Source organism: Romboutsia sedimentorum, from assembly GCF_030131845.1.
Classification (GTDB): domain Bacteria; phylum Bacillota; class Clostridia; order Peptostreptococcales; family Peptostreptococcaceae; genus Romboutsia_D; species Romboutsia_D sedimentorum.
Map to the genome: position 1 here is coordinate 177,508 of NZ_JASKYM010000003.1, position 26,272 is coordinate 203,779.

22 protein-coding genes are annotated in these 26,272 nt (G+C 28.4%); 20 read left to right on the forward strand and 2 right to left on the reverse strand.

The window, feature by feature from the left end:
• Nucleotides 1-75: 75 nt before the first annotated feature.
• From QOZ84_RS09040 to QOZ84_RS09130, 19 genes are all read left to right on the forward strand, one after another.
• The gene (locus tag QOZ84_RS09040) at nucleotides 76-1,401 is read left to right on the forward strand and encodes a D-alanyl-D-alanine carboxypeptidase family protein (protein ID WP_284132631.1); all 1,326 of its coding nucleotides are present in this window, start codon (nucleotides 76-78) and stop codon (nucleotides 1,399-1,401) included.
• Between the two features lie 191 nt (nucleotides 1,402-1,592).
• Nucleotides 1,593-2,003, forward strand: a complete 411-nt coding sequence (locus tag QOZ84_RS09045; RefSeq protein ID WP_284132632.1) for a peptide deformylase — start codon at nucleotides 1,593-1,595, stop codon at nucleotides 2,001-2,003.
• Between the two features lie 358 nt (nucleotides 2,004-2,361).
• Entirely contained in the window at nucleotides 2,362-3,711 is a 1,350-nt protein-coding gene (locus tag QOZ84_RS09050) for an MATE family efflux transporter (protein ID WP_284132633.1), read from the forward strand.
• 399 nt (nucleotides 3,712-4,110) lie between these two features.
• Nucleotides 4,111-5,676, forward strand: coding sequence for a ribosomal protection-like ABC-F family protein (gene abc-f, locus QOZ84_RS09055; protein WP_284132634.1), 1,566 nt, complete (start codon nucleotides 4,111-4,113; stop codon nucleotides 5,674-5,676).
• Between the two features lie 152 nt (nucleotides 5,677-5,828).
• Entirely contained in the window at nucleotides 5,829-6,815 is a 987-nt protein-coding gene (locus tag QOZ84_RS09060) for an ornithine cyclodeaminase family protein (protein ID WP_284132635.1), read from the forward strand.
• Between the two features lie 146 nt (nucleotides 6,816-6,961).
• Complete coding sequence (locus QOZ84_RS09065; protein ID WP_284132636.1) at nucleotides 6,962-7,762, forward strand: TrmB family transcriptional regulator; 801 nt, start codon at nucleotides 6,962-6,964, stop codon at nucleotides 7,760-7,762.
• Between the two features lie 164 nt (nucleotides 7,763-7,926).
• Nucleotides 7,927-8,961, forward strand: a complete 1,035-nt coding sequence (locus QOZ84_RS09070) for a PocR ligand-binding domain-containing protein (RefSeq protein ID WP_284132637.1) — start codon at nucleotides 7,927-7,929, stop codon at nucleotides 8,959-8,961.
• A 222-nt stretch (nucleotides 8,962-9,183) separates the two neighbouring features.
• Nucleotides 9,184-10,323 carry a glycerol dehydrogenase gene (locus tag QOZ84_RS09075; protein ID WP_284132638.1) on the forward strand — a complete coding sequence of 380 codons (1,140 nt, stop codon included), beginning with the start codon at nucleotides 9,184-9,186 and terminating at the stop codon, nucleotides 10,321-10,323.
• Nucleotides 10,324-10,348: 25 nt separating this feature from the next.
• Entirely contained in the window at nucleotides 10,349-12,106 is a 1,758-nt protein-coding gene (gene dhaK / locus QOZ84_RS09080) for a dihydroxyacetone kinase subunit DhaK (RefSeq protein WP_284132639.1), read from the forward strand.
• A 411-nt stretch (nucleotides 12,107-12,517) separates the two neighbouring features.
• Entirely contained in the window at nucleotides 12,518-13,189 is a 672-nt protein-coding gene (locus QOZ84_RS09085; RefSeq protein ID WP_284132640.1) for a M15 family metallopeptidase, read from the forward strand.
• 24 nt (nucleotides 13,190-13,213) lie between these two features.
• On the forward strand, nucleotides 13,214-13,903 hold the full coding sequence (locus tag QOZ84_RS09090; RefSeq protein ID WP_284132641.1) for a response regulator transcription factor: 690 nt from the start codon (nucleotides 13,214-13,216) through the stop codon (nucleotides 13,901-13,903).
• A complete protein-coding gene (locus tag QOZ84_RS09095; RefSeq protein WP_331496546.1) occupies nucleotides 13,893-15,017 on the forward strand; it encodes a sensor histidine kinase in 1,125 nt (374 codons plus the stop codon). The genes QOZ84_RS09090 and QOZ84_RS09095 overlap by 11 nt, the downstream gene beginning before the upstream one ends.
• Before the next feature lie 248 nt (nucleotides 15,018-15,265).
• Nucleotides 15,266-17,323: a sigma-54 interaction domain-containing protein gene (locus QOZ84_RS09100; protein ID WP_284132642.1), complete on the forward strand. Its 2,058-nt coding sequence runs from the start codon at nucleotides 15,266-15,268 to the stop codon at nucleotides 17,321-17,323.
• 273 nt (nucleotides 17,324-17,596) lie between these two features.
• A complete protein-coding gene (locus tag QOZ84_RS09105) occupies nucleotides 17,597-18,766 on the forward strand; it encodes a MalY/PatB family protein (RefSeq protein ID WP_284132643.1) in 1,170 nt (389 codons plus the stop codon).
• A 122-nt stretch (nucleotides 18,767-18,888) separates the two neighbouring features.
• Nucleotides 18,889-20,319 (forward strand): Na+/H+ antiporter NhaC, encoded by a 1,431-nt coding sequence (nhaC, locus tag QOZ84_RS09110; protein WP_284132644.1) that lies wholly within the window; start codon nucleotides 18,889-18,891, stop codon nucleotides 20,317-20,319.
• An 18-nt stretch (nucleotides 20,320-20,337) separates the two neighbouring features.
• Nucleotides 20,338-20,607 carry a hypothetical protein gene (locus QOZ84_RS09115; RefSeq protein WP_284132645.1) on the forward strand — a complete coding sequence of 90 codons (270 nt, stop codon included), beginning with the start codon at nucleotides 20,338-20,340 and terminating at the stop codon, nucleotides 20,605-20,607.
• Nucleotides 20,608-20,835: 228 nt separating this feature from the next.
• A complete protein-coding gene (locus QOZ84_RS09120; RefSeq protein ID WP_284132646.1) occupies nucleotides 20,836-21,639 on the forward strand; it encodes a hypothetical protein in 804 nt (267 codons plus the stop codon).
• 12 nt (nucleotides 21,640-21,651) lie between these two features.
• Nucleotides 21,652-22,782 carry an ATP-binding protein gene (locus QOZ84_RS09125; RefSeq protein WP_284132647.1) on the forward strand — a complete coding sequence of 377 codons (1,131 nt, stop codon included), beginning with the start codon at nucleotides 21,652-21,654 and terminating at the stop codon, nucleotides 22,780-22,782.
• A gap of 3 nt (nucleotides 22,783-22,785) precedes the next feature.
• Nucleotides 22,786-24,195 carry a vWA domain-containing protein gene (locus QOZ84_RS09130; protein ID WP_284132648.1) on the forward strand — a complete coding sequence of 470 codons (1,410 nt, stop codon included), beginning with the start codon at nucleotides 22,786-22,788 and terminating at the stop codon, nucleotides 24,193-24,195.
• Nucleotides 24,196-24,251: 56 nt separating this feature from the next.
• On the opposite strand, the gene QOZ84_RS09135 is transcribed toward QOZ84_RS09130, so the two are convergent.
• Together QOZ84_RS09135 and QOZ84_RS09140 are read right to left on the reverse strand one after the other, a co-directional pair.
• Complete coding sequence (locus tag QOZ84_RS09135) at nucleotides 24,252-24,812, reverse strand: Ada metal-binding domain-containing protein (protein WP_284132649.1); 561 nt, start codon at nucleotides 24,810-24,812, stop codon at nucleotides 24,252-24,254.
• Nucleotides 24,813-24,824: 12 nt separating this feature from the next.
• Nucleotides 24,825-25,481: a (Fe-S)-binding protein gene (locus QOZ84_RS09140; protein ID WP_284132650.1), complete on the reverse strand. Its 657-nt coding sequence runs from the start codon at nucleotides 25,479-25,481 to the stop codon at nucleotides 24,825-24,827.
• 472 nt (nucleotides 25,482-25,953) lie between these two features.
• Here QOZ84_RS09140 and QOZ84_RS09145 point away from each other — a divergent pair, with 472 nt between their 5' ends.
• On the forward strand, nucleotides 25,954-26,232 hold the full coding sequence (locus QOZ84_RS09145) for a hypothetical protein (RefSeq protein ID WP_284132651.1): 279 nt from the start codon (nucleotides 25,954-25,956) through the stop codon (nucleotides 26,230-26,232).
• Nucleotides 26,233-26,272: the final 40 nt, after the last annotated feature.

Below are 26,272 nucleotides of genomic sequence, written 5' to 3' on the forward strand. Positions count from 1 at the left end.
TGTCACTACACTATTGTTGTACTATATTTAATATGGTATACTTCAGTAGAATATATGATAGAAATGAGGTTTAAAATGAAAATACATAAGTCCTTTAAGGCACTGATTCTTACACTTTTAATATTAACAGTAACATCTGCTAATAGTGTAGCCAGTGCACAAAACAATGCAGGTAAATTCCAAGGAATAATTGCTGAATCAGCGATAGTTATGGATATGGATACTGGTGAAGTTGTTGCATCAAATAATGCTGAAAAACAGCGACCTGTAGCCAGTACAATTAAGTTATTAACATCATTAATTTTTGCAGAGAATACTTCAAAATCAGATCAGATTCTGTTTACTAAAGATGCGCTTAAAACTACTCAAACATCATTAAACAACTTTAAAAAAATTAAAGTTGGTGATAAAATTTCAAGTAATGATCTTATGAAAGCAGCTTTGATTTTTTCTGCTAATGATTCTGCATATTTAATGGCAGATTCTGTGGCTGGAAATAGTAATGATTTTGTAAAGATGATGAACGATAGAGTTAAATCTCTTGGATTAAAAAATACACATATAGTAAATCCATGTGGATTAGAGAGTAATGCTCTAAATCCAAAGAGTAAAGAAATTAACTTATCGAGTGCATATGATATAGCAATAATCGCAAGTGAAGCATATAAGAATGAATGGGTTAGAGATATAATCTCAGATAAATATAAAAAAACATCTATTGATTTATCAGGCACACCTATTATTGTTGAATCAAGAAATAAAATTATTGGTCAAAATGGTAATGTAGGTGGAAAAACAGGAAATGAAACTCAAGCAGGTCATTGTTTTGTTGGTTTCTTTAAAAGAGATGGTAGAAATTTAGTTACGGTAGCTCTTAAATCTCAGTATGGAGCAGATGCTACAACTGTGTTTAGTGATACAAAAAAAATTGCGGATTATGGATACGACTATAAAAAGCAAATATACAAAAAAGCTGGAGAAAAAGTTGGTACAGTAGATTTAGAATATAAGGCATTTGGATTTTTTGGACCCCAAAAGAGTGTAAAAGCTCCGATTATAGCATCAAAAGATGTAATGTATTATAAAAATGATATCAATGATAAAAATGCAAAACTAGAATACAAAAATAAAGATAAAAGTGCATGGAAGTTAGCGAATAAAGAAGTAGAATTGACACTTTCATTACCAAATCATAAGTCAAAAGTATTAGGAAAAGTAGATATATCAATATTTGATTTAATTAAAGCAAATATTGCACTGTATGCTACTGTTATTATAGGCGTTGCCCTAGCAGCAGTAATAATAGCTTATAGTATTAAACTTATTAATAGAAGAAAAAAAAGAAATAGATATAGCAAAAGATATAAAAATAGATACAAAAGTAGATATAGAAGAAGATAATTAATAATATTACTTAAGCAAAATTTAATTATATTCTTATGGTTTAAGCATAAAAAATGTATTGGTATAAAGCCAATACATTTTTTACATATATAAATAATTCGATGACTACACTAACCTAATGTATTAGAGTATAATTTTATAGTATAGATATTAATTAAGACAAATAAATTAGAAAGGCTGGAACAATAATGATAAGAGAAGTTGTAAAGGATATATTATTTTTAGAACAAAAATCAGAACCTGCAAATAAAGAGGATGCAGGAGTTATTAATGATTTAATCGATACATTAAGGGCAAACTTAGAGCATTGTGTAGGCATGGCAGCTAATATGATAGGAGTAAAAAAACGTATATTGGTATTTAGTGCAGGTAATATAATAGTTCCTATGGTAAACCCAGTTATACTAAAAAAAGAGAATTCTTATGAGACGGAAGAAAGTTGCCTGTCTTTAATTGGCTCTAGAAAAACAACTAGATATGAAACAATAGAGGTAGAATATTTAGATAAAAACTTTAATAAACATAAACAAGTTTTTACAGGATTTACTGCACAAATTATTCAGCATGAAGTAGATCATTTTGAAGGTATAATAATCTAAAAGTAATCCAAATTACAAGTGACTTGGCTATGACATCAAGGGATATAATTATTGACGATTTATGTAAAGTTTATATCAAAAAAATAAAAATAAACAATCGCGGGTATTATCCCATCGATTCGTTTCCATCATTTCATGTATAAAAAAATAGGGGAATATAAAATCTACAATTATAAATAAAAACTCTAAATATATTTTATATATTGAAAAACTAGTATATGCATGATATTATATTAAATATATAAGTAAATAAATACTTTTGTTTTGCTACCGAGTGAAACAAATCAAAGTGCTCAAACACATTCCATTAGGTCTTAGAAGGAATGTTGTCTGGGCATTTTTTTATGGGAGGTTTTATATGAATAAATACTACGTACTAAAAAACTTTTTTAAATATGTGAGCCTTAATGTTATAGGAATGATAGGTCTGTCCTGTTATATCCTTGCAGATACTTTTTTTGTTTCTAATGCTCTTGGATCCAATGGACTAGCTGCATTGAACTTTTCTATTTCAATTTATTGCATCATCAATGGTGCAGGCTTGATGATTGGTATTGGAGGTGCAACAAAACATAGTATTTTAAAGTCACAAAATGAAGATGAAAAGGCTAATTCGATTTTTTCTAACACTGTTATCATAGGAATGATTGTAGGAATTATTATGCTTATTGTAGGAATATTTTTATCAACACCAATCGCAAAGCTACTTGGAGCAGATGGTGTTACATTAACAATGGCAAGTAATTACTTAACAACAATACTTTGCTTTTCACCATTTTTTATCCTAAACAATATAATGCTTGCATTTATACGAAATGATGGAAACCCAAGATTGTCTATGGCAGCCATGCTTATAGGGAGTTTTTCAAATATTGTTCTTGACTACATCTTTATTTTCCCGTTTTCAATGGGAATGTTTGGGGCGGCTTTTGCTACAGGACTTGCGCCGATTATAAGTCTTTGTATTTTATCTTCACATTTTATAAAACAAAACAATAATTTTAAATTTATAAAATGTAAGGTAAATATAAAAGCTATAATAAATATTTTAGGACTTGGTTTATCGGCATTTATTACGGAAATTTCATCAGGACTTGTTCTTATTCTATTTAATCTTGTAATATTGGATCTTACAGGAATTGTAGGAGTAGCGGCATATGGAATAGTTGCAAACGTAGCACTTGTAGTAATTTCAATATTTACAGGAATCGCACAAGGAATACAGCCACTGCTAAGCGAGGGCTATGGAAAAAATGATAGTATATTAATGAAGCGAGTATTAAAATATGCTATTACTTTATCTTTAGGTATAGCAACTGTTATATATATATTGACTTTATTTTTATCAGATAATATTATTGCTGCTTTTAACAGTGAAAATAATGCACAGCTAGTTCCTATTGCTACAAATGGGTTAAGGTTATACTTTACCGGGTTTTTCTTTGCTGGATCTAATATTGTTATAGCAGCCTTTTTAAGTGCAACCGCAAAAATGAAGAGTGCTTTTGTTGTTTCTATAATGCGTGGGTGTATAGCTATTATACCTATTTTATTCATTCTTATAGCATTTGGGGGAATGAATGGTGTATGGCTATCATTTACATTTGCTGAGATTATAACGACAATAACTGCAATAATATTTTTAACTAAATTAGAATCAAAAGAACAAAAGAATGGCGAAATAATGAATTATGAAATAGGAAAATAAACTATAATTTACCTAAATAGTTTGTGTAGGTTATCCTAGATAGAATAGTTTAAATTAATAGAATGAGTTGCAATTAAATTTCAAAAGCACTATAATAATAAAAAATAGACATAGAGGTGATTAGATAAAATGAACAATTAATCTTATTTAAAATAACAATAATATAGTTTGATTAGGTTTTTAAGCATCAAAATAGATGTTTTATTAAGTAAACCTAAAAGCTACTTAAAGTTAAAATAAGATTAAATGTTATAACTAAATCACTCAAACAAAAGCAATTATAGCTTTTATTTGTATGTCATAATATTTGTATATAACAACTTTCTTATCTTTGAGTAGCAATAAATGCTATTTAAGTTAAGGAAGTTTTTTATTTCCTTAAAAAAGGAGAGGATAATTATGGCACAAATTAAAATAAATAACTTAAGCTTTCAATATGATACTCATGGAGAAGATATATTTAAAAATGTATCTCTAGATATAGATACTGATTGGAAATTAGGATTAATAGGTAGAAATGGTAGAGGGAAAACGACCTTTTTAAAACTCTTAAAAGAAGAGTATAAATACAGCGGTCAGATAATAAGTCCAGTGAACTTTGACTATTTTCCTATGGATATAGAGGATGATACTCAAGCTGCATTAGAGGTTATGAGGCAGTCAATTGCCTCTTTTACTAAATGGGAAAAAGAGTTAGAGGAGTATTCAAGCGATATTAAATATATAAAAGAGTATGGAGAAGTACTAGACAATTTTATATATTATGATGGATATATCATAAATGAAATGATAGAAAAGGAAGTAAGAAAAATAGGGTTAAATCCAGAAATACTTGATAGAACTTTTAAAACATTAAGCTCTGGAGAACAAACTAAATTACTATTAGTAGCTTTATTTCTTAGAAAAAATAGCTTTTTACTTATTGATGAACCTACCAACCACTTAGATGCAGAAGGTAGAGAATGTGTAGCTAAATATTTAGAGAAGAAGAAAGGTTTTATATTAGTTTCACATGATAGAAATTTCTTAGATAAAACTATTGATCATGTTTTATCTATTAATAAGAATAATATAGATATTCAAAAAGGCAATTACTCTACATGGCAAGTAAATAATTATAGAAGGGATGAGTTTGAAAAAGCAGAAAATAAAAAATTACTTAAAGATATAAATAGGTTAAAAACAACAGCTAAACAAAAATCTAATTGGTCTGATAAATTAGAAGCCACTAAGGTAGGTAATGGTCCTGTAGATAAAGGGTATATTGGACATAAAGCTGCAAAAATGATGAAAAGAGCTAAGTGTTTAGAGAAACGTCAGAATAAAGCAATAGAAGAAAAATCAAAATTGCTAAAAAATACAGAAGAAGTAGAAAAACTTAAAATAGACAACATATATGTAAATTCAGAGAAGTTATTAGAAGTTATAGATTTACAAATAACATATCAAAGAGAAGTATTTAAGGAGCCTATAAGTTTTAAAATTAAACCAGGAGAGCGTGTTTGGCTTAGAGGAAAAAATGGTTGTGGTAAATCAAGTCTAATAAAATTATTAATGGGTAAAGAAATGAATTATACAGGTTATATAGAAAAGATAAATAATATATCCTATGTTTCTCAAGAAACAGATTTTTTAAAAGGGAAAATTAAAGATTTTTCTACTGATGAAGGAATAGATGAAAAATATTTAAAAAGTAGCTTGCATCAATTAGGTGTAAAAAATGCTCAATTTGAAAAAAATATAGAAGAGTGGAGTGAGGGGCAAAGAAAAAAGCTACTTATTGCAGCAAGTTTATGTGAACCAACAAAGCTTTATATTTGGGATGAACCCCTAAATTTTATAGATGTAATTTCTCGTATACAAATAGAGAATATGATTCTTGAAGAGAAGCCTGCTATGTTATTTGTTGAGCATGACCAATGCTTTGGAGAAAATATAGCTACTAAAATTATAGATATATTATAAAATATATTAAATATTATAATTTAGTTAAAAGCCTTAATAGCTTGATTGACAATGTATAAAAAGTTGCTATAATTATAGTAAAGTTAGTAGTTACTAAAAGGATATACTAGTGTTATATTTTTAACTATAGTATAAAGATATGGGAGGACTAAATGTTATTATTATCAAAAGATGATATCAAAAAGATATTTACAATGAAAGATTCTATAGAAACAAATAAGCTATCTTTCAAATTATTTTCTGAGGGGAAAAGTGAGGTTCCACTAAGAACGACAATACAAGCACCAAATCATAATGGAGTATTTTTATTTATGCCATCTTATGTAGAAGAACTAGATGTTGCTGGATTAAAAGTAGTTAATATATTCCCTGAAAATATTAATGAAAATTTACCAACTGCTCCAGCTCAAGTATTGTTGATAGATGGAAAAACGGGAATAGTAAGCGCTATTTTAGATGGAACATATGTAACACAATTACGTACAGGAGCATCTTCAGGAGCTGCGTTTGATTTATTTGCTATAAAAGGTGCAAAAATAGGAGCATTAATAGGTACTGGGGGTCAAGCTTCAGCTCAACTAGAAGCTATGATGGTTGCTCGTGACCTAGATATTGTTAAGGTGTATGATTTAAATAAAGAAAGAACAGAAGCTTTTGTAAATAAAATGAAAGAAGATTTAAAAGAATATAAAACTGAAATAGTAGCAGCTAGCTCATCTGATGAAGCTATAGTTGATGCAGATATAATTGTTACTGTAACACCTTCAAATACACCTGTATTTGATGGAACTAAAGTTAAAAAGGGTGCTACTGTAAGTTGTGTTGGTTCGTATCAACATCATATGCAAGAGATGGACCCAGCAATTCTTCCAAGAACATCAAAGATATACTTTGACTCACAAGAAGCTGTATTGTCAGAATCTGGAGATATATTAATACCTTTAGAAGAGGGGATTATAACTAAAGAAGATTTTACTGGTGATATTGGAGATGTATTACTTGGAAATGTAGTTGGTCGTGAGAATGATGATGAAATTATTGTTTATAAAAACGTTGGAGTAGGTCTACTTGATTTAATGACTGCTAGAGCGATATATATAAAAGCTAAAGAAGCTGGTATTGGAACTGAATGGAATTAATCTAATAAAAAAATTAAAAGGGCAGTTGTAAAATATTAAATAATATATTGCAACTGCCCTATTTACTAAGGATAACATATATGATACAGTAGCCGTTAGACGCAGTACATGAGAGATTATATGTTATAAAGAAAAAGGTGAAATATATGATAGATGAAAAAATAAATTTATTGAAGAGTATAGGACTGACAGATGCAGAGTCAAAAGTTTATTTGACTTTAATAAAGCATGGAAATAATTCGGGATATGAAGCTAGTAAGCTTTCTGGAGTTCCTCGTTCAAAAATTTATAATACATTAGAGTCCTTAGTTAGAAAAGGATTTATTTTATTTTCTGAAAATGATGGAAATACACGTTATACATCTATACCTATAAATGAAATTTCTCAAAAGATTAAACGAGATATGAATTACACATTAGATGAATTAGATGTACAATTAAAAGACTATGAAGCAGTTACAGACTTAGAGTCTATATGGCATATCAAAGAGTATAATAATGTTTTTGCAAAATGTAGAAATATTATTAACAGTACAGAAAAAGAATTATTAATTCAAGTATGGGAAGAAGATATTAGCGAAATAATTGACGAAGTAGTGCAGATGCAATCTATGGGAATTAAAATAGGAGTTGTATTTTTTAGTGAAAATGAAAAGTCTACTCTTCCACTTAACAATTATGTTAAGCATGGTATGTTAAAACAAAAGTACGAAGAGATGGGTGGAAGATTTATTACCCTTGTATCTGACAACAAACAAGTTGTTTTTGGTCAAATTTTAAGCGGAAATGTAGCAGAAGTAATATGGACCAAATCAAAACCTATGATATCTATGGCTGGAGAATGTGTCCGTCACGATATGTATTTCTACAGAGGTGCTGATATCTGTAAAGATGAAATGAAAAAAGAATTAGGTAATGATTATTCTAAAATTAGAGATATATTTTAATATGATTTATTGAAGCCCATAAAAAATACATTGATAATATTATCAGTGTATTTTTTATATGTAAAAATTTGGTTAATTTAAAACTATATAAATTATATTTATTAAATAGAAACTCATTTTATGATAAAATTAGACATAATCATACTATGTTCGGGGGTGTTGAATTGAAAAAAGACAAATTAAACTTAGAGAAAGTAATCGATTTCAAAAAGTGGCAGAAGTTACAAGATGATTTATCTTTAGTTACAAATATAGCTATAATTACTGTTGATTATAAAGGAAACCCAATTACCAAGCATAGTAGATGCTATAAGTTCTGCGAATTAGTAAGAGCTCATCCTCAGATGGTAAAATACTGTCAAAAATGTGACTCAAGAGGTGGATTAGAAGCGGTACGTTTGAATGAACCTTATATATATCTATGTCACTACAATATAGTAGACGTTGCGGTACCTATTATTATAGAGGGAAGATATATGGGGGCAATAATGGCTGGTCAAGTGAAGTTATCAGACTATGATACAACTGAAGGCATGGAGAAAATAGTTACAACTTCACATGAACCATTAGCTAATAAAGTACTTAATGAACTTAGAGAATACTATGAAGAATTACCAATCCTCTCATACAAAGAAGTAAAAAATATTGCCAATATGTTATCTTCATTATGCAATTACTTAGTAGAAGAAGCACTAGATAAAAACTTAATCTTAGAAATGTATAAAAAATCAATTGGTAGCGAAACTCAATTAGAGTCTAGTGATTTTAAAGGTTATACAGCTAAAAATATTCAAAATATCAAAAAAGAGATATCAAATGCTATTATAGATGCATGTGTGCCAGATTTCAAAGACGATGAAATAAAGACAAATATAAGTTCAACTTTAAAGCCAGCGATAGAGTATATTTATCAAAACAAAAGTGAAAATATATCTGCTGAAAAAATGGCAAAAATCTGTCATATAAGCCAAAGTTATTTTAGTCGATTGTTTGCAAAGGAAATGGGAGATAGTTTTTCAAATTATCTATCTAGATTAAAGATTCAATGGGCAAAAAATATTTTAGAAGAAACTGATATGAGTGTTAATCAAATAAGTGAAGAGATTGGATTTAATGAACCTGGATATTTTATAAAAATATTTAAAAAATATGAGGGTGTTACTCCATCTATATATAGAAAGTATTATAAAAATAATTAAATATAGCGATAAGTTAGAAACATTAGATATATACATGTAAATGGTTAAGATGTTAACGAAAAGTAGTAAAATTACAATTTTATGATTTTAGTTAATAAAATTACGATTGTAAATTGTAATATTATGACATGTGAGTCTAATGTACAAAAAGGAAAACGGTATTATAATGTAGTTAAGATTAAATAACGAAAATAAATTAAAAATAGACGGGAGTAAATTTATATGAGAAAAGCATTTATATGTCCAACAAAATACGTTCAAGGGGAAGATGAATTATTAAACCTAGGTTATTTTATAAAAACTTTTGGAGAATCAGCATTATTAATAGCTCATCCAGATGATGTAGCTCGTGTTAAAAATAAATTAGATGAAACAGCTAAAAAATTCGGAGTTAAATTTATAGAAAGTGGATTTACAGGAGAATGTTCAAGACAAGAAGTAGCAAGATTACAAGAAATTGCTAGAAAAAATGAATGTGCATGTACAATAGGTCTTGGTGGTGGAAAGGCAATAGACACTGCTAAGTGTGTTGCAGAAGGAGAAGCTTTAATAATAGTTCCTACTATAGCTGCTACAGATGCACCAACAAGTCACTCAGCGGTACTTTATACTCCAGATGGAGCATTTGATGATTATGCATACTTCAAGCAAAGTCCAAGTGTAGTACTTATAGATACAACAGTAATAGCAAAAGCACCTACTCGTTTCTTAGTATCAGGAATGGGAGATGCATTATCTACTTACTTTGAAGCAAGAGCTACATCAAATTCTTACTCAAATGTTAATGCGGGTCTACCTTGTGGAGTAAGAGAAGGAGTATGTGGTCCGGCTAAAGGAACTAACACAGCACTTGCGCTTGCAAAATTATGTTATGAAACTCTTTTAAATGATGGGTCAAAAGCAAAAATATCTTCAGATTGCAACTTAGTAACTCCAGCACTTGAAAATATAATAGAAGCAAATATACTTTTATCAGGCCTTGGATTTGAAAGTGGTGGACTAGCTGGTGCTCATGCAATACATGATGGATTAACTATGTTAGAAGGAACACATAAATACTTCCACGGTGAAAAAGTTGCTTTTGGAACATTAGCGCAGTTAGTACTTGAAAATGCACCTGAAAGTGAAATAAATGAAGTTTTAGATTTCTGCTTAGAAGTAGGACTTCCAGTTTGTTTATCTGATATAGGCGTAGATGAAATAAGTGATAAAGAACTTATAGAAGTAGCACAAAAATCTTGTATACCAGAAGAATCAGTACATTCTATGCCATTCCCAATAAGTGTTGAGTCAGTAGCTGCTGCAATAATAACAGCTGACCAATTAGGGAAAAACTACAAAGCTAAAAAGGGTTTAAAATAAAATAAAGACATAAGAGGTGGAGTATATGAAAAAGCTAATTAATAGACCTGAAACTGTGGTAATGGAGATGTGCAACGGAATAGCAATGGCTCATCCAGAATTAGAATTTGTTAAAAAATATAAAGTAATGAAGAAAAAAGATATAAATCAAAACAAAGTTAGTTTAATAAGTGGTGGTGGAAGTGGACATGAACCAGCACATGCAGGGTTTATAGGAAAAGGGATGTTAGATGCAGCTGTTTGTGGGGATGTATTTGCTTCTCCATCTCAAATACAAGTATATCAAGCGATAAAAGCTACTGCTAGTGAAAAAGGAACATTACTTATAATTAAAAACTACAGTGGAGATATGATGAACTTTAAAAATGCTGCTCACTTATCAAGTGAGGATGGAATAAAAGTTGATTATGTTAAAGTGGATGATGATATAGCAGTTGAAGATAGTTTATATACAGTAGGACGCCGTGGAGTAGCAGGAACAGTACTTGTACATAAAATAGCTGGAGCAGCAGCTGAGATGGGGATGTCCCTAGGAGAAGTTAAGGCAGTTGCTCAAAAGGCAATAGATAATGTTAGAAGTTTAGGTTTTGGATTAACATCTTGTACAGTACCAGCTAAAGGAACTCCAACATTTGATATAGCTGAAGATGAATTAGAGTTTGGTGTTGGTATACATGGTGAACCTGGTATAAAAAGAGAAAAAATGACTACAGCAGATGATTTGTCTAAAAGAATAGTAAATGCTATTTTAAAAGATATGAAAATAGAAGATGGACAAGAAGAAATTGCTTTATTAATAAATGGATTTGGGGCAACACCTCTACAAGAATTATACTTATTTAATAATTCTGTTACTCGTGAATTAGCAGAGCGAAATATTAAAATATGCAGAACTTTTGTTGGAAACTATATGACAAGTATTGATATGGCAGGTGCTTCAGTATCAATAATGAAGCTGGATGATGAGTTAAAGAAATTATTATCAAAAGAAAGTGATACTCCTGCATTTAAAGTTAATGGACCTGTTGAAGCAGTAGAGTATACTCCTATAGAAGGTAATAATGACGAACTAGCAACAACATGTTTTGACTTAGAAACTGATGAAGATTTAGCTAATATAGTTGATGAAAAAGTAACTTTAGGTAACATGGCTTACATAGTAGACAAAATGAGTGAAATTATAATAGAAAATGAAGTTCCTTTCTGTGAATTAGATTCTTTCGCTGGAGATGGAGACTTTGGTATGAGTGTTGCCAAAGGATTTAAACAATTAAAAAGAGAATGGAAAGAAATACTTTCTAAGAAAGATTTAAATATAGGTGAATTTTTAGATGATTGCTCTATGGTAATAATGGAACACTGTGGTGGAGCATCTGGACCAATATGGGGATCTGCATTTAGAGCAGCATCTAAATCAGTTGGAAATAAAAATGAATTAAATATTAGTGATTTTGCAAATATGATGCAAGCAGCAGTTAAAGGAATACAAGATACAGGTGAGCGTTCATTTGGCCGTGGAGCAGTAGTTGGAGATAAAACTCTTATAGATGCACTAGCACCATGTGCTGATTCTTGGACAAATGTTTCAAAAGAAGGCGGTAATTTCAAAGAAGCTTTTGAAAAAGGCGCAAAAGTTTCTGTAGAAGGGGCAAAATCAACTGAGCAAATAGTAGCACGTATGGGACGTGCAGGTACTGTAGGTGAGAGAAGTTTAGGACATCCAGATGCAGGTGCTTATGGATTAGGTGTAATATTTACAGGAATATCAAATAGTATAAAGTAACATAATTTAAAATTGGGTATCAAAATTAAACATTTTGATACCCAATTTTTTTATTACAATGGGATTATATTGATTTAAAATCTGTGGAAAACTTGTGTAAAATAGTTTTATTTCGGTATACAAGGCTAGTACGTATATATATTTTACAGAAATCTAAAAATTAATAAAAATAAATTTTTAGGATTAATTCTAAAAATATTTTTAACATGTACTTTTGAAAACTTTAGTTTTGGAGATATTAAATATATTCCTAAATTTAAGATAAGGGGTTATATGTACTTATGTATTTTTATTATCGAACATATTCTAAATAAGAATTTAATTTCTTAATAAAACTTAAGATTTGCTTATAAATTAATTAATGTGTAGGCTTTAAAATTACCTTATAAAAACATTAAGGGGAGTTCAGATATGAAATTTAAATTTAAAGCAATAATATTAGCAGGAGTATTATCAGTATCAACATTTTTTATAAATGATAAATATAACAACTTAGAGCAGAATTTTGAAAATAATAAACAGGTTCAAGAAGTTGGGTCAAATTTAATTTTAGTTAATAAGGAAAATCCATTAACTTTAAATTATAAACCTGACAGCCTAGTAAAGCTGAATATACCTTTTTCAGATAGTGCTAGTGATGAAGAGAGATATATGAAATCAGAAAGTTCAAAGGCTATAGAGGAGTTATTTAATTCTGCACAAAAAGAAGGAATAAAGCTTTTAGGGATGTCAGCATATAGATCATATGATTTACAAAAAGATATATATTACAGTAAAATTATAGCTGTAGGGAAAAAAGAAGCAGATAGATATGTTGCGAAACCTGGAAAAAGTGAGCACCAAACAGGATTAGCAATAGATGTAACTAATGGAGATAGATGGTTTGTTAAGTCTGCTAAGGAAGCACAATGGCTAGCTGAAAATGCACATCATCATGGATTTATTCTTAGATATCCTGAAAATAAGGAAAATATAACAGGAGTAGCGTATGAGCCATGGCACATAAGATATGTAGGAGAAGAAACTGCTAAGAAGATTTATGAGGAGCAAATAACATTTGAAGAGTTTATAGAAAATAAATAAACTAAGCGGGAGGTAACTTTAAAATTGAAAAATAAAATTCTTGTTGTAGACGATGATGAAGAAATAAGAAACCTTTTAGAAATATGTCTTTCTAATGAAGGGTTTAGAGTTGTAAAAGCATGTGATGGGCAGGATGCTCTTAATATTTTAGAAAAAGAAGATGTTCAACTAATTATATTAGATGTAATGATGCCAAGGTTAAATGGTATAGAAGTGTGTAGTAAGATTAGAAGAAAATTAAATATACCGATTCTTATGCTTAGTGCTAAATCTGAAGACATGGATAAAATCCAAGGTATAATGACTGGTGCTGACGATTATATTACAAAGCCATTTAATACTTTAGAATTAGTTGTTAGAGTAAAAGCTCTTTTGAGGAGAGCATATTATTTTAATAATGCTCCAAGTTCAAATAACGTTATAACTATAGAGAATTTAACTATAGATAAAAGCCAGCATAAGGTTATTTTAGATGGAGAAGAAGTACCTTTAACATCTAGAGAGTTTGATATTTTATGCTTATTGGCTATTAATAGGGGAACAGTACTTAGTTCTGAAAAAATTTTTAGAAAAGTATGGAAAGAAGAGTATTATCAGTCTAATAATACAGTTATGGTCCATATTAGTAGAATAAGAGATAAAATTGAAAAACATATGAATGGTCAAAAGATAATCCATACGATATGGGGGGTTGGCTATAAAATTGAAAAATAAGATAAAGGCTAATTTGCCTATATTAAGATATATGTTTACGCCAATTATGTATATTATTTTCAGCTGTACTTTATCAGGCATTATTCTATATATTGCATATATAATAGCAGATACATTATATAGAAAATCTAAATATAGTTTAATTCATTACTTAGTTTACTATTTTATGTATCTAAAAAATCTTTTAAATGGTGACTCAATTTACCTAATTATATTTTTAATAATATCAATGTGTATATATATAACTCTATCATACAAAAAAAGTAAGAATATAATATCACTAATAGAAAATGTAGATAAAATGGCAAATGGAAATATAAATAATATAATAGATTTAAATGCTTCTGGAAATATCAAAAAATTAGCAAACAATATTAATAACATAGTTACTCAATTAAGAAATATAACAATAGAAGAGAGAAAGGCCCAACAAACTAAGACGGATTTGATTACTAATGTTTCTCATGATCTTAGAACACCTTTAACATCCATAATAGGGTATTTAAGTATTATTGAGGATGATAAATATAAGGATGAAGTTAAACTTAGGTATTATACAAGTATAGCTTATGAGAAATCAAAAATGTTAAACGTACTTATAAATGATTTATTTGATCTTACTAAAATGCAAAATAACACTATGACTCTAAATCTAACTCAAATAGATTTAGTTGAACTATTAGGCCAAATAGCATCTCAATTTGAATATATGTTTGAAAATGAAAATGTAAAATGCAGGCTGAATTTTTCACAAGATAAACTTATAATAAAAGCTGATCCAATTAAGTTAGTAAGAGCTTTTGAGAACTTAATTACTAATGCTATTAAATACGGAAAAGATGGTAACTATATTGATATTGTAACTAAAAGAAAAGATAATGTGGCTATAGTTAAAATTATAAATTATGGGGAGTCTATACCAACTATTGACTTACCTTATATATTTGATAGGCTTTATAGAGTAGAAAAGTCTAGAAATCGAAATGATGGTGGATCAGGTCTAGGATTAGCTATTACTAAAAATATTATAGAAATGCATGATGGTAATATTTATGTTTCTAGCGATTATGATTGTACGGTATTTGAGGTGAGGTTAAATTTAAATGATATTTAAGTAATAGGGTTTAATTATTAAAAAATAAAGATGATTTTAATAGATAATAGTTTCTTAACTTGTGTTTAAGCTTCTATTATCTATTTTTAGATTACAAGGGGATTATATTGATTTAAAATCTGTGGAAAACTTATGTATAATAGTAATATGGATGAGTTTAGAAAAATAATACTTATGTTTTGATTTTTAGGTATGTTATTGATATAATCGGTTGTAAGAAATATATTAATAGGGTGTAAGGAGTAACTATGGAAATAAGAGAACTAGCTATAATAACACTAAAAAAAGATGCAGGTGAGATTTATGCAAATCAAATAAGATATTTTTTAGGAGATAATATAAAAATAAATTTGTACTCTTTTGAAGAGGGAAATATTACGTTTTTATATGAAAAGGTAATCGTTATTTCTGTAAAGTTAAAATATGATGAAATCTTATCAATGTGTACAAAGGATGCACAAATAATTATACCTAAATTAACTTTTGAAAAATCTAATTTTAAAAAGATTTCAAATGTAGATAAGAATATGACTGTATTTGTGTACAACTTGTCTAGAAGTATGGCACTTGAAACTATAACAATCATACACAGACTTGGAATTAATATACCTAATCTTATACCAAGCTACCCTGGTTCTGATAATATTTTACCTAATTCTGTAGTTTTAACACCAGGAGAAGAAGTTTTAATAGAATCTCATAACTGCAAAATAATAAACCTTGGATATAGGATAATAGATTTAGGTGGTATAGTCGATATAGCCATTAAGTTAAACTTAGAACACTTAATAAAAGAAGATTTATTGAAAAAATTTATAGATAGAGTTGTTCCAACTAGTTATATCACAGAAAAGCTTTTAATCAGCCAAATTAAATTAGAAAATAAGTTTGATTTTTTATTATCTTCTATAGATGAAGGTCTAATATGTGTAAGCGAAGATGGAACAGTACAGTTTTATAGTCATATGGCTAGAGAAATATTAGCTATAAATGATAATGACATGATTGGAAAATATATTGGAGATTATATAAAATCTTTTGATTTTAGCCAGGTAAAAAACAAGCAAAATGTTAATTTACAAAAGCTTATTAAAGTAAACAATATAGATATAACTCTAGAGATTAGATATACAGATATAAATGTTTTTAGTGGATATATAATAAAGGTTGCTAAGTTCTATGAGGCTGAAAAAAAACAAGCAAAACTTAGAGCTCAGCTTATGGACTCTGGAAATGTAAGCAAATATAACTTTGATGACATAATAGGGTGTAGTGAAGATATTTTAAATACTAAAAAAATTGCCTATAAAATGGCACAGTCAAACTCATCTATATTAATAATAGGTGAAAGTGGTACAGGTAAGGAACTTTTTACTCAATCGATACATGGTGCATCATCTAGGAAACAAGGTCCATTTGTTGCAGTAAACTGTAGTACTTTCCAAGATGGGCTTTTACAAAGTGAACTATTTGGATATGATGAGGGTGCTTTTACAGGTGCTAAAAAAGGTGGGAAAAAGGGATTATTTGAACTTGCTAACAATGGAACTATATTTTTAGATGAGGTTGGAGAGATGGATTTAAGTTCTCAAGCAATGCTTCTTAGAGTTATACAAGAAAAGCAAATTAGAAGAGTTGGGTCAGATAAAGTTATTGATGTAGATATAAGAATTATAGCAGCAACAAATAGAGATTTAAGAAAATTAATTTGTAAAAATAAATTTAGAAAAGATTTATTTTATAGATTAAATGTGCTCCCATTAAAAATTAGTCCACTTAGAGATCGTGCAGATGATATATTTTTAATACTTGAATCATTTAAAAAAAATTTAGATGTTCACTTTAAACTTTCTGATGAAGTTGTAGATATATTTAGAAAATACAACTGGGAAGGGAATATAAGGGAATTAAGAAATTTAGCTGAATATTGTTCTTATGCAGGTAAAAGTGTAATAGAGGTGTCTGATTTACCTGATTATATCCTTGAGTCAATAAGACCTGAAAATCAATGCGATAAAATACTAGAAGCGGAGAAATCTTATCAAAAACTAAACTTTAAGAGAGATTTAAACGACTATATTTTTGTATTAGAAAAAATAAATCAAGCTTATAATCTTAAGCAAAGAATAGGAAGAAGAAAGATATATGAATATGCACTAGAAGAACAAGTATTTTTAACAGAGCAACAAATAAGGAGTATTCTTCTAGAGCTTCAAGGATTTGAGCTTGTAAAAATTTTAGCTGGTCGTGGTGGTTCTATAATCACTAAAAAAGGAATAGAATTTTTGAACCAATATAAATGTTAGAATATGAATAAAAGCTTTGAAAGGGTTTAAAGGGGTTAATAGTACACCTATTAACCCCTTTTATTCCATTAATGGGTTAAAATATAATAAAAAAGGAAAAAAATTGTAAAAATAATATTTCCTTATAGATACAAAAATAAAAAATGAAAATGTATTCCTTACAATTACAAGGTTTTTATATAAAAATAATAAAAAGTATTAAAATATAAATTTTGGCACACATATTGCTTTATATCTAAAGTGTAATTAAAAAATACTGGAGGTATACCAATTATGATTAATAATTTTGATGATGTAATTGACAGAAGTAATAATTTTGCAGCAAAGTGGTCGGAAATGGATAAAAAATATGGAACGAATGATCTTTTACCTATGTGGATAGCAGATATGGATTTTAAAACAGCACCATGTATAATTGATGCACTTAGAGATAGACTAGAGCAAGGTATTTATGGATATACAACTAGACCAGCATCTTACAATGAATCTATTGCAAGTTGGACAGATAGACGATATGGATGGAAGATAAATCCAAAGTGGCTAATATTTAGTCCAGGGGTCATCCCAACAATAAGTATATTAATACAAGAAATGACTAAAGAAAATGATAAAATAATGATCCAAGAACCAGTTTACAGCCCATTTAATAGTGTTGTAAAACAAAATAAAAGAGATCTTGTAATAAGTCCATTAATTAAATTAGAAGATGGAAATTATGTTATGGACTATGAGGATATAGAATCAAAAATTAAAGATGTAAAAGTGTTTATACTTTGTAATCCTCACAATCCAGTAGGTAGAGTTTGGACTAAAGAAGAGTTAAAAAAACTAGGAGATATATGTATTAGACACAATGTATTAGTAATATCAGATGAAATACATAGTGATATAATATTTAAAAATCATAAACATATTCCGTTTGGTTCAATAAGCGAAGAATTTGAACAAAATAGTATAACTTGTATGGCTCCAACTAAAACATTTAATATAGCAGGACTTCAAACATCTCAAGTTATATTACCTAATGAAGAGCACTACCAAATACTAGACAATGCTTTTATTAGACTAGATATAAGAAGAAATAATGCATTTAGCTTAGTAGCTACAGAAGCTGCTTACAATCACGGAGAAGATTGGCTAAATGAATATCTTAAATATATAGAAGAAAATATGGATTTTGCTATAAAATATATAAATGAAAATATACCATCTTTAAAGGTTAGAAAACCAGAAGGAACATATTTATTATGGGTAGATTTTAGTGAAACGGGTTTAAGTGATGAAGAAGTTGCAAAAGCCTTGGTTGACAAGGGTAAGGTAGCTTTAAATAGTGGAGAATCTTTTGGTACTGGTGGAAAAGGATATCAAAGAATAAATCTTGCTTGTCCAAGGGCTATGGTTGAAGATGGATTAAGTAGAATTAAGAAAGCTATAATGAACTAATTATATAAACTAATCTAGCTAAAAATTATTTAAGCTAGATTAGTATAAAATTAAAACGTTATCAAGAGTATTTACAAAATAATTAAAGTATATAAAAAATATAAAATAGATGGAGAGCTAATATGAGTAAAAATATAGAAAAGAGAAAACCCACATTTCAGTTTGCAGCTTTAGTAATGCTTGCAATCATATCTTTAACTACAGTTGGCATGGTTGTATTTAAGGCATCTATAACAACGATGTTTTTATTATCATGGTTAATAGTAGTACCAGCTGCTATGAAATTAGGATATACTAATAGCGAAATTGAGGAATTAGGATTTGAAGTCGGAAAGGGAGCTTTTCAATCTAATATAATTATACTTTCTGTTGGAGTATTAATTGCTACTTGGATAGCAGCTGGTACTATTCCTACAATAGTTTACGGTGGACTTACAATAATAACACCTAAATATTTCTTAGTTACAACATTAATAGTATGTTCGTTAACATCTCTAGCTACAGGAACTTCTTGGGGGACTTTAGGAACTTCTGGTATAGCAATGATGAGTATCGGTACTAGTATGGGAGTTCCTGCTGGTTTAACAGCTGGGGCAATAATATCTGGTGCATTCTTCGGTGATAAGATATCACCACTTTCAGATTCTACAAACCTATCAGCTGCTGTTTGTAAAACAGATGTTATAACTCATATAAAACACATGACTTTATCAACAGTTCCAGCTTATATAATCTGTGTTGTTTTATATACAGTTATAGGATTTAAATATGCTAACAACACTATAGACTACAATCAAATAAATCAAGTAATGAAAGTCTTAAATACTAACTTCAATATCGGTTTTGTTGCTATAATTCCAATAATATTTTTATTTACTTTATTATTGTTACAAAAGCCAGCTATAGTGTCTATATTAGCTTCTGGGATACTAGGTGCAGTTATAGCGTTTATTCAAGAAGGAGAAAGTATTAATAGTTTATTAAATTGTATGCTTAATGGTTTTTCTATAGATACAGGTCTTACTTATACAGACCAATTACTAAATCGTGGAGGTATAATGAGCATGGCTGAAACTGTACTACTAGTATTTGTAGTATTTGTAATAGCTGGTATCCTTCAAAAAACAGGTTTTTTAGATGTACTATTACAACCTATATTAAGTAAAATAGGAAATTCTAGAGCTAAACTAGTTGGATCTACATTTATTGCTAGTTATCTTGCAAATGCGTTTAGTTCTTCTATGATGTTTACTTCTGTATTTGTTGGTACTATAATGTCACCCTTATACAAGGACTTTAAGTTGAAACCAGAAAACTTATCTAGAATCATACAAGATACTGCAACACTTGGTTCTCCATTAATTCCTTGGAATTCAAATGCAATATTTTGTAGTCAAACTTTAGGTGTTAGTCCATTTGAATTTATCCCATACTGTTTCTTAAGTTGGATAACTCCTATAATAACATTTATATATGGTGTGACTGGATTTACAATGAACACTTATACAGATGAAGAGCTTAAGATAATTGAGAAATCTGAAGAAGTAATATAAATAAAGGGGTAGTTAAATATGGAGTTTCACTATCATTATATAATTCAAGATATTGTAGGTATACTTATGGCATTTATAGGCATAAGGATGTTTACTTTAAGTATAAGAATACTTTTATCTGGGAGAAGGTCTAAAAATACAATATTACTTCTTATTAAGTATGCTTTAATTACATTATCAGGAGTGAACTTGACAATTAATAAATTTGGATTAAAGCCTTGGATTATAAGTATGATTTTGGTACTTTTAGCGATTGTAATTAGACCAAAATTAAGTACTAAGGAATAAAAGTGCTTTAGAGCATAACATATAGCCATATATTTCTATATGAACCTATAGTTGCAGGATATGAAGAAGCTATGATTATAAAATCATGGCTTCTTTTTTTTATATGACTAACTTAATTATATGAATTATTGATATAATTATTATGTTTAAATTAATTTAAAAAGTATATTAATATAATAAGTAATAATTAAATTTAAATAAAAATTAGAAGACATAGAAAGGCACATTATGGAAGAATCAAAACTTATTCAAATGATAAATAACAATCCTAACATTATAGCAACTATAAACAATCCTACAGATGAGATGAAGTTGTTTGCTATTAAAAAAAATGGACTTGTATTAGAATATATAGAAAATCAAACTAAAGAGATGCAAGAATTAGCAATAGAAAATAATATTAGAGCAATTAAATATATAAATAATCCAACAGAAGATATGATTATAAAAGCTGTAAATAGTGGATGGAGTATTTTACAGCATATTAAAAACCCAACTGATAAGGTAATTAAATTAGCCCTAAATAAATCGGGATGGGCTATCCAATATGTAAAAAATCCAAGTGAGGAGTTACAATTAATAGCAGTAAGAAAAAATTATGATTCCATAAAGTATATAAAAGAACCTTATGAAAGTGTACAAGAAGAGGCTGTGAAAATAAGTTATGATGCATTAAGATACATACAATCACCAAAGTTTAGTGCACAACTTATAGCTATTAAAAACAATGAGGCGGCTATTAGCTTTATAATTGATTTAGATAAAGATAAAGTATTAGAATTTTTAAAGATAAATATTTTAGTTATTAAATACGTTGCAAAAAAAATATCTAAGGCTGAATTAGAAGAACTATTAAAACATGTACTATCAAAGGAAGATGTTGAAGAAAGATATATAAGAGATTTTTTAAATTGTAGTACTATAGATAGAAATAGTGAAACTATAAAAATGGACAAGGTACTGTTTATTTATAAATATGGAAGTAAAAAGGCAAAAAAAATAGCTGTAGATGAAAAATTAAAGATGATGTAGGAGAGAAAAAAGATGAATTTTATAGATACATTAAAGAGCGTTGACTTAGTATTAGCTACAAAAGAAGTACCTTTGGTAGTTGGACAAAGTGGAATAGGAAAAACAGCTTTAGCAAAGAAGCTTGCCAAAGAAAATAATTGGAGTTTAATTGTTATCGACGGAAATCTACTTAAAGAAGGTGAAATTGGAGGTCTCCCAACTATAGAATCTTATATAGAAGTTAATTCTAATTCTCAAGAGATAAAAAAGAAAAGTACAGTATATGCAGTTCATAACAGGTTAAGAGAAATTGATGAAGAAATATCTAAAGGTAATACCGTTCTTTTATTTATAGATGAGATAAATCGTTGCGAGCATACAGTACAACAGGAACTTATGAACTTAATATTAAATAGAGAAATCAATGGATATAAGTTACATGAAGATGTAAATATTTTAGCAGCAATGAATCCATCAAGTAAATATGGTTCAGACTTTGATTATCAAGTTGTGGATATGGATGCGGCACAAGAAAATAGGTTTGTGTGGTTAAATATGGAACCTGATTATAAACAGTGGTTAAATTGGGCAATGGGTGCAGATATTGAGCAAAAGGTTATAGAGTTTATTTCAACTTTTCCACAATATCTACACAAAACAAATGAAGGGGATGTATCAGCAACTCCAAGAAGTTATGAAAGAGTTTCTAAGAGTTATAAAATTTACAAGGAACAAAAAAATTCAATACCTAGAGCTGTGTTTTCAAATGTTATAAAAGGAAATGTAGGAAAAGTTATTGCACAAGAGTTTATGAGCTTTGTTGAATCAGATTCTACTCCATTAATATCTTATGAAGATATTTTTTCAGGTGAGATATTGAATGTATCTGTAATAGAAAAAGTGAAAAATGAAAGTCATACAAGACTTTATCTATCGGCAATGAATATTCTAAAAACACTAGAATTAAATATAAAAAATGATGAGCATCATTCAAGTTATTATATTAATAGATTTATTGAATTTTTAAAAACATATCCTATTGACCTAATGGTAGGCATTATGAAGGATATTAAAAATAGTTATACAGAAGTTTACAAAAGAGCTATAGAAAATGAAGCTTTTGTAGGATTGTATTTTGAAACTTATAGTTTAATAAGGGGATAACATATGGAAACTTATTTTGAAAAACAAACAAAATATCTTTATGATAAAACAAATGAAATTATAAATACGTATTCTATATTAAAAGCAAATCATGCTGGTGAAAGATTTGAGATAGATATACCACGAGATTTTAAGGAGGAATTTTTTCATCTTGTAGATAAAGTTAATTTAAGTCTTATGGAAGAAAAAGATAATTTTTATGGATATTTTCTATTTCAAACATCAAGAGAGATTAAATTTGATATAAGTAACCCAACTGCTATAAATTTTAGAGGAGCAAAATATGTTATATATTTTAATCCAATAATTTTTTTGAATCTTAATATGAAACAAATGGAAAGTAGTATTAAACATGAAATTCTTCATATAGTATCGATGCATTTAGTAAGAGCAAAAGAAGTGAAAGATAAGTACAGTAAACTAGCCATTAATATGGCAATGGATATAGTAGTAAATAAATATCTGAATAATTTAGTACCGTATGCTACTACATTAGAACAAGTAAATTTAAATTATTCTCTAAACCTAGAACCATATGAAACTTTTGAATACTATGTAGAAAAAATTCAAATTGAATTAGATTTGCAAGAAGAAGATGAACATGGAAAAGAACATGATAGCAATAAAAATGAAGATATAGAAACTCAATATAGTCCAGAAAAAACTCATGATATTTGGGAAGATTCTAATGATATAGATGAAAAAATGCTTAAAGAATTTACAGAAAAATTTATAAATAGTTCTCAAAAAGGTGAAATTCCAGATTACTTAGAAGGAATCATATCATCACTTAAAAATAGCAGAGGTGAGTTACCTTGGAATTTATATCTTAAGAAGTTAATGGGAACTGTTGAAAGTAATAAAAAGAAGACTATAACAAGAAGAAATAGAAGACAGCCAAATAGATTAGATTTAAGAGGTGAACTTAGAGGCCATAAAGCAGAAATAGCTGTTGCGCTTGATATAAGTGGAAGTATTAGTGATGAAGAATTTAAACAAGCTATTAAAGAAGTGCTTAATATAGTAAAAAATTATAATCATGAAATCACAATAATAGAATGTGATAATGAAATTAGACGTGCATATAAAGTTAAGTCTATAAATGATATAAAAGATCGAATTAATATAAGAGGAGGCACTAAATTCACCCCAGTTTTTGAATATGCTAATAATAAAAAGATTAATTTATTGGTGTATTTTACTGATGGAAAAGGTGAAGATAAGTTGCAAGTAATACCTAGAGGTTATAAAATTTTATGGGTTATTTCTGGAAATGGAGATAAGCTTTCGTTAAAAGAACCTTATGGAGCGATTAAAAAACTTAGTAAAGTTGAAATAAAAGATTATACATCAGATATGAGTGATATCAGAAATGATGGATATTCAATGAATAACCAACAACCAGTTTTATAAATATTATAGTGAGTATGATTGTTGTTTCAAATCTTTATATTAAAAATACTCATATCCTATAGAATATGAGTATTTTTAATATGATTTCGGCAAAACTCCTTAGGAGTACAGCCTGTCTCTTTTTTAAAGCTAGAATAAAAAGAAGACATACTATTGAATCCACAATCAAAAGCAGTTTCAATAATTTTTGATCCTTCAAGTAACATAACCTTAGCTTTTTTGATTCGAATAAAGCACAAATACTGAGGTATAGTTTTTTCGTAAGATTGCAAGAAAAGTTTATTTAGATAATTTTTATTAACGCCAAGGTTTTGAATCTGTTTTTCAAGCTCATCTATATCAGTAAAATATTTATCAATTATATCCTTAGTATTTTTAGTAAGTTCTTGTGATGGATTAAAATTAAGAAGGTCAGGTCGACACCTTTTACAAGGTCTATAACCAGCATCTATTGCCTGTTGTTTGTTATCAAAAAAATCTACATTACTTCTTAGTGGCACTTTTGACTTGCAGGATGGTTTACAAAAAATATTTGTGGTTTTTACCGCATAAAAAAACTTACCATCACTGTCTGTGTTATTTTCAATAACAGACTTCCATTTTTCTTCAGATGTCATAATTATTATATATTAATGAACATCAATATATTCTTGTAATTGTTCATGCCACTCTATAGTATCAGATATCTGTGGTTCAGTTGATTCGCCCATTAAAAGGTCCATCAAATGTCTTGGATTTTTACCACCAATATGCATTGATTTTATACAAGAAACACAATATACACAAACATCATCACAAGGCATTGAATCTGCTCTTTCTTTCATTTTTCTATGAATTGTATCCACGGGAAGAGATGGATAAAAATTATCTCCACAGCAAATTGAGCGTGTGCCACAAAGCTCTGTTTCAACAATATCGATGTTCATCTTTTTTAGTAAATTACGTACAGCTTGATGCACCTGTGGTTTTTCACGTACAGGACAGGCATCTTGAACAGATACTTTTAAGCCTTTGTAGTCTGGATAATTAAATTCATCTAACCCATTAATTATTTCCCATATAGAGATTGTTGATATACCTTCATATAAACTCCTAAAACGTCTATCACAGCCAGCACATACATTGATGATCAATGATCCTGATTCAAGCTGAGGATTATGCTGACAGCATATTTTGTGAAGTTCAACATCTTCATAACTTTCATTTAAGAACTTTAAAATTTTGTTTTCCATATCTGGTTTATAGATACTTAAAGCACAACCTGGATTAAAATATGTCTTTTTCATAATATGTTTTCTCCTATTTAAAATTAAATTTTATTAAGGTAATCTTTGTTTATATCCTAATTGTAACATTAGATAAATGAAAAATCTTCTTGATTTTGCATTTCTAATTTTGAAAATATAGTCTGAATATATATAATCTTGGATAGAGTTTTGTGATTTATATAAAGCATATATAAACAAAATAATATTTAAAAATATATGTTATAATGTTAACGTAAAAATTAAACAACTACATAAGGAGAAGAATAATGAGGATTGAATTAAATAAATATTGCCGATAGTATTTGCATTATATATGATTTTAAATGAAATACTTATAATTATAGCAATTTATTTTCTTTTATTTGGTACTAAATTTATAAAAGATTTCATAGGAAACCTGAAGAAGATGTAGATTTAGAAGTATTTATACATGTAACATCTAAAAATAAATGAAATAAAAGATAATTTAATAGAATGGAAACCTCCTATTGTGTTAGAGAAAGATAGATTAGATGAGTATAATGACTATGCAAGTGTATTATATAAATCTACTGGAGCTAAGTTTTATAAATTTAAATCAGGAAAGGTTAAAACATATTTCGGATTAAATACTAATTGCGTATTATTAGCAGATCGTGTAATTGGTCATTCGAGAATTGATATTCTTAGTATAAGTGGAATTATAACTTCTGGAACTTACTATGAATATTTAAAGAATGAATTTATTAAAAGAAATAGTATTGTTATTAGTCAAAATATCTATAGATAGCCTATGTATATGATAGCTTTATTACTTTTAAATTTTAGAT

Bases quoted from the DNA above. Each gene is read 5' to 3' on its own strand.
- QOZ84_RS09040 (WP_284132631.1), top strand. From the start codon at position 76: ATGAAAATACATAAGTCCTTTAAGGCACTGATTCTTACACTTTTAATA.
- QOZ84_RS09045 (WP_284132632.1), top strand. From the start codon at position 1,593: ATGATAAGAGAAGTTGTAAAGGATATATTATTTTTAGAACAAAAATCA.
- QOZ84_RS09050 (WP_284132633.1), top strand. From the start codon at position 2,362: ATGAATAAATACTACGTACTAAAAAACTTTTTTAAATATGTGAGCCTT.
- abc-f (WP_284132634.1), top strand. From the start codon at position 4,111: ATGGCACAAATTAAAATAAATAACTTAAGCTTTCAATATGATACTCAT.
- QOZ84_RS09060 (WP_284132635.1), top strand. From the start codon at position 5,829: ATGTTATTATTATCAAAAGATGATATCAAAAAGATATTTACAATGAAA.
- QOZ84_RS09065 (WP_284132636.1), top strand. From the start codon at position 6,962: ATGATAGATGAAAAAATAAATTTATTGAAGAGTATAGGACTGACAGAT.
- QOZ84_RS09075 (WP_284132638.1), top strand. From the start codon at position 9,184: ATGAGAAAAGCATTTATATGTCCAACAAAATACGTTCAAGGGGAAGAT.
- dhaK (WP_284132639.1), top strand. From the start codon at position 10,349: ATGAAAAAGCTAATTAATAGACCTGAAACTGTGGTAATGGAGATGTGC.
- QOZ84_RS09085 (WP_284132640.1), top strand. From the start codon at position 12,518: ATGAAATTTAAATTTAAAGCAATAATATTAGCAGGAGTATTATCAGTA.
- QOZ84_RS09100 (WP_284132642.1), top strand. From the start codon at position 15,266: ATGGAAATAAGAGAACTAGCTATAATAACACTAAAAAAAGATGCAGGT.
- QOZ84_RS09105 (WP_284132643.1), top strand. From the start codon at position 17,597: ATGATTAATAATTTTGATGATGTAATTGACAGAAGTAATAATTTTGCA.
- nhaC (WP_284132644.1), top strand. From the start codon at position 18,889: ATGAGTAAAAATATAGAAAAGAGAAAACCCACATTTCAGTTTGCAGCT.
- QOZ84_RS09115 (WP_284132645.1), top strand. From the start codon at position 20,338: ATGGAGTTTCACTATCATTATATAATTCAAGATATTGTAGGTATACTT.
- QOZ84_RS09120 (WP_284132646.1), top strand. From the start codon at position 20,836: ATGGAAGAATCAAAACTTATTCAAATGATAAATAACAATCCTAACATT.
- QOZ84_RS09125 (WP_284132647.1), top strand. From the start codon at position 21,652: ATGAATTTTATAGATACATTAAAGAGCGTTGACTTAGTATTAGCTACA.
- QOZ84_RS09130 (WP_284132648.1), top strand. From the start codon at position 22,786: ATGGAAACTTATTTTGAAAAACAAACAAAATATCTTTATGATAAAACA.
- QOZ84_RS09135 (WP_284132649.1), bottom strand. From the start codon at position 24,812: ATGACATCTGAAGAAAAATGGAAGTCTGTTATTGAAAATAACACAGAC.
- QOZ84_RS09140 (WP_284132650.1), bottom strand. From the start codon at position 25,481: ATGAAAAAGACATATTTTAATCCAGGTTGTGCTTTAAGTATCTATAAA.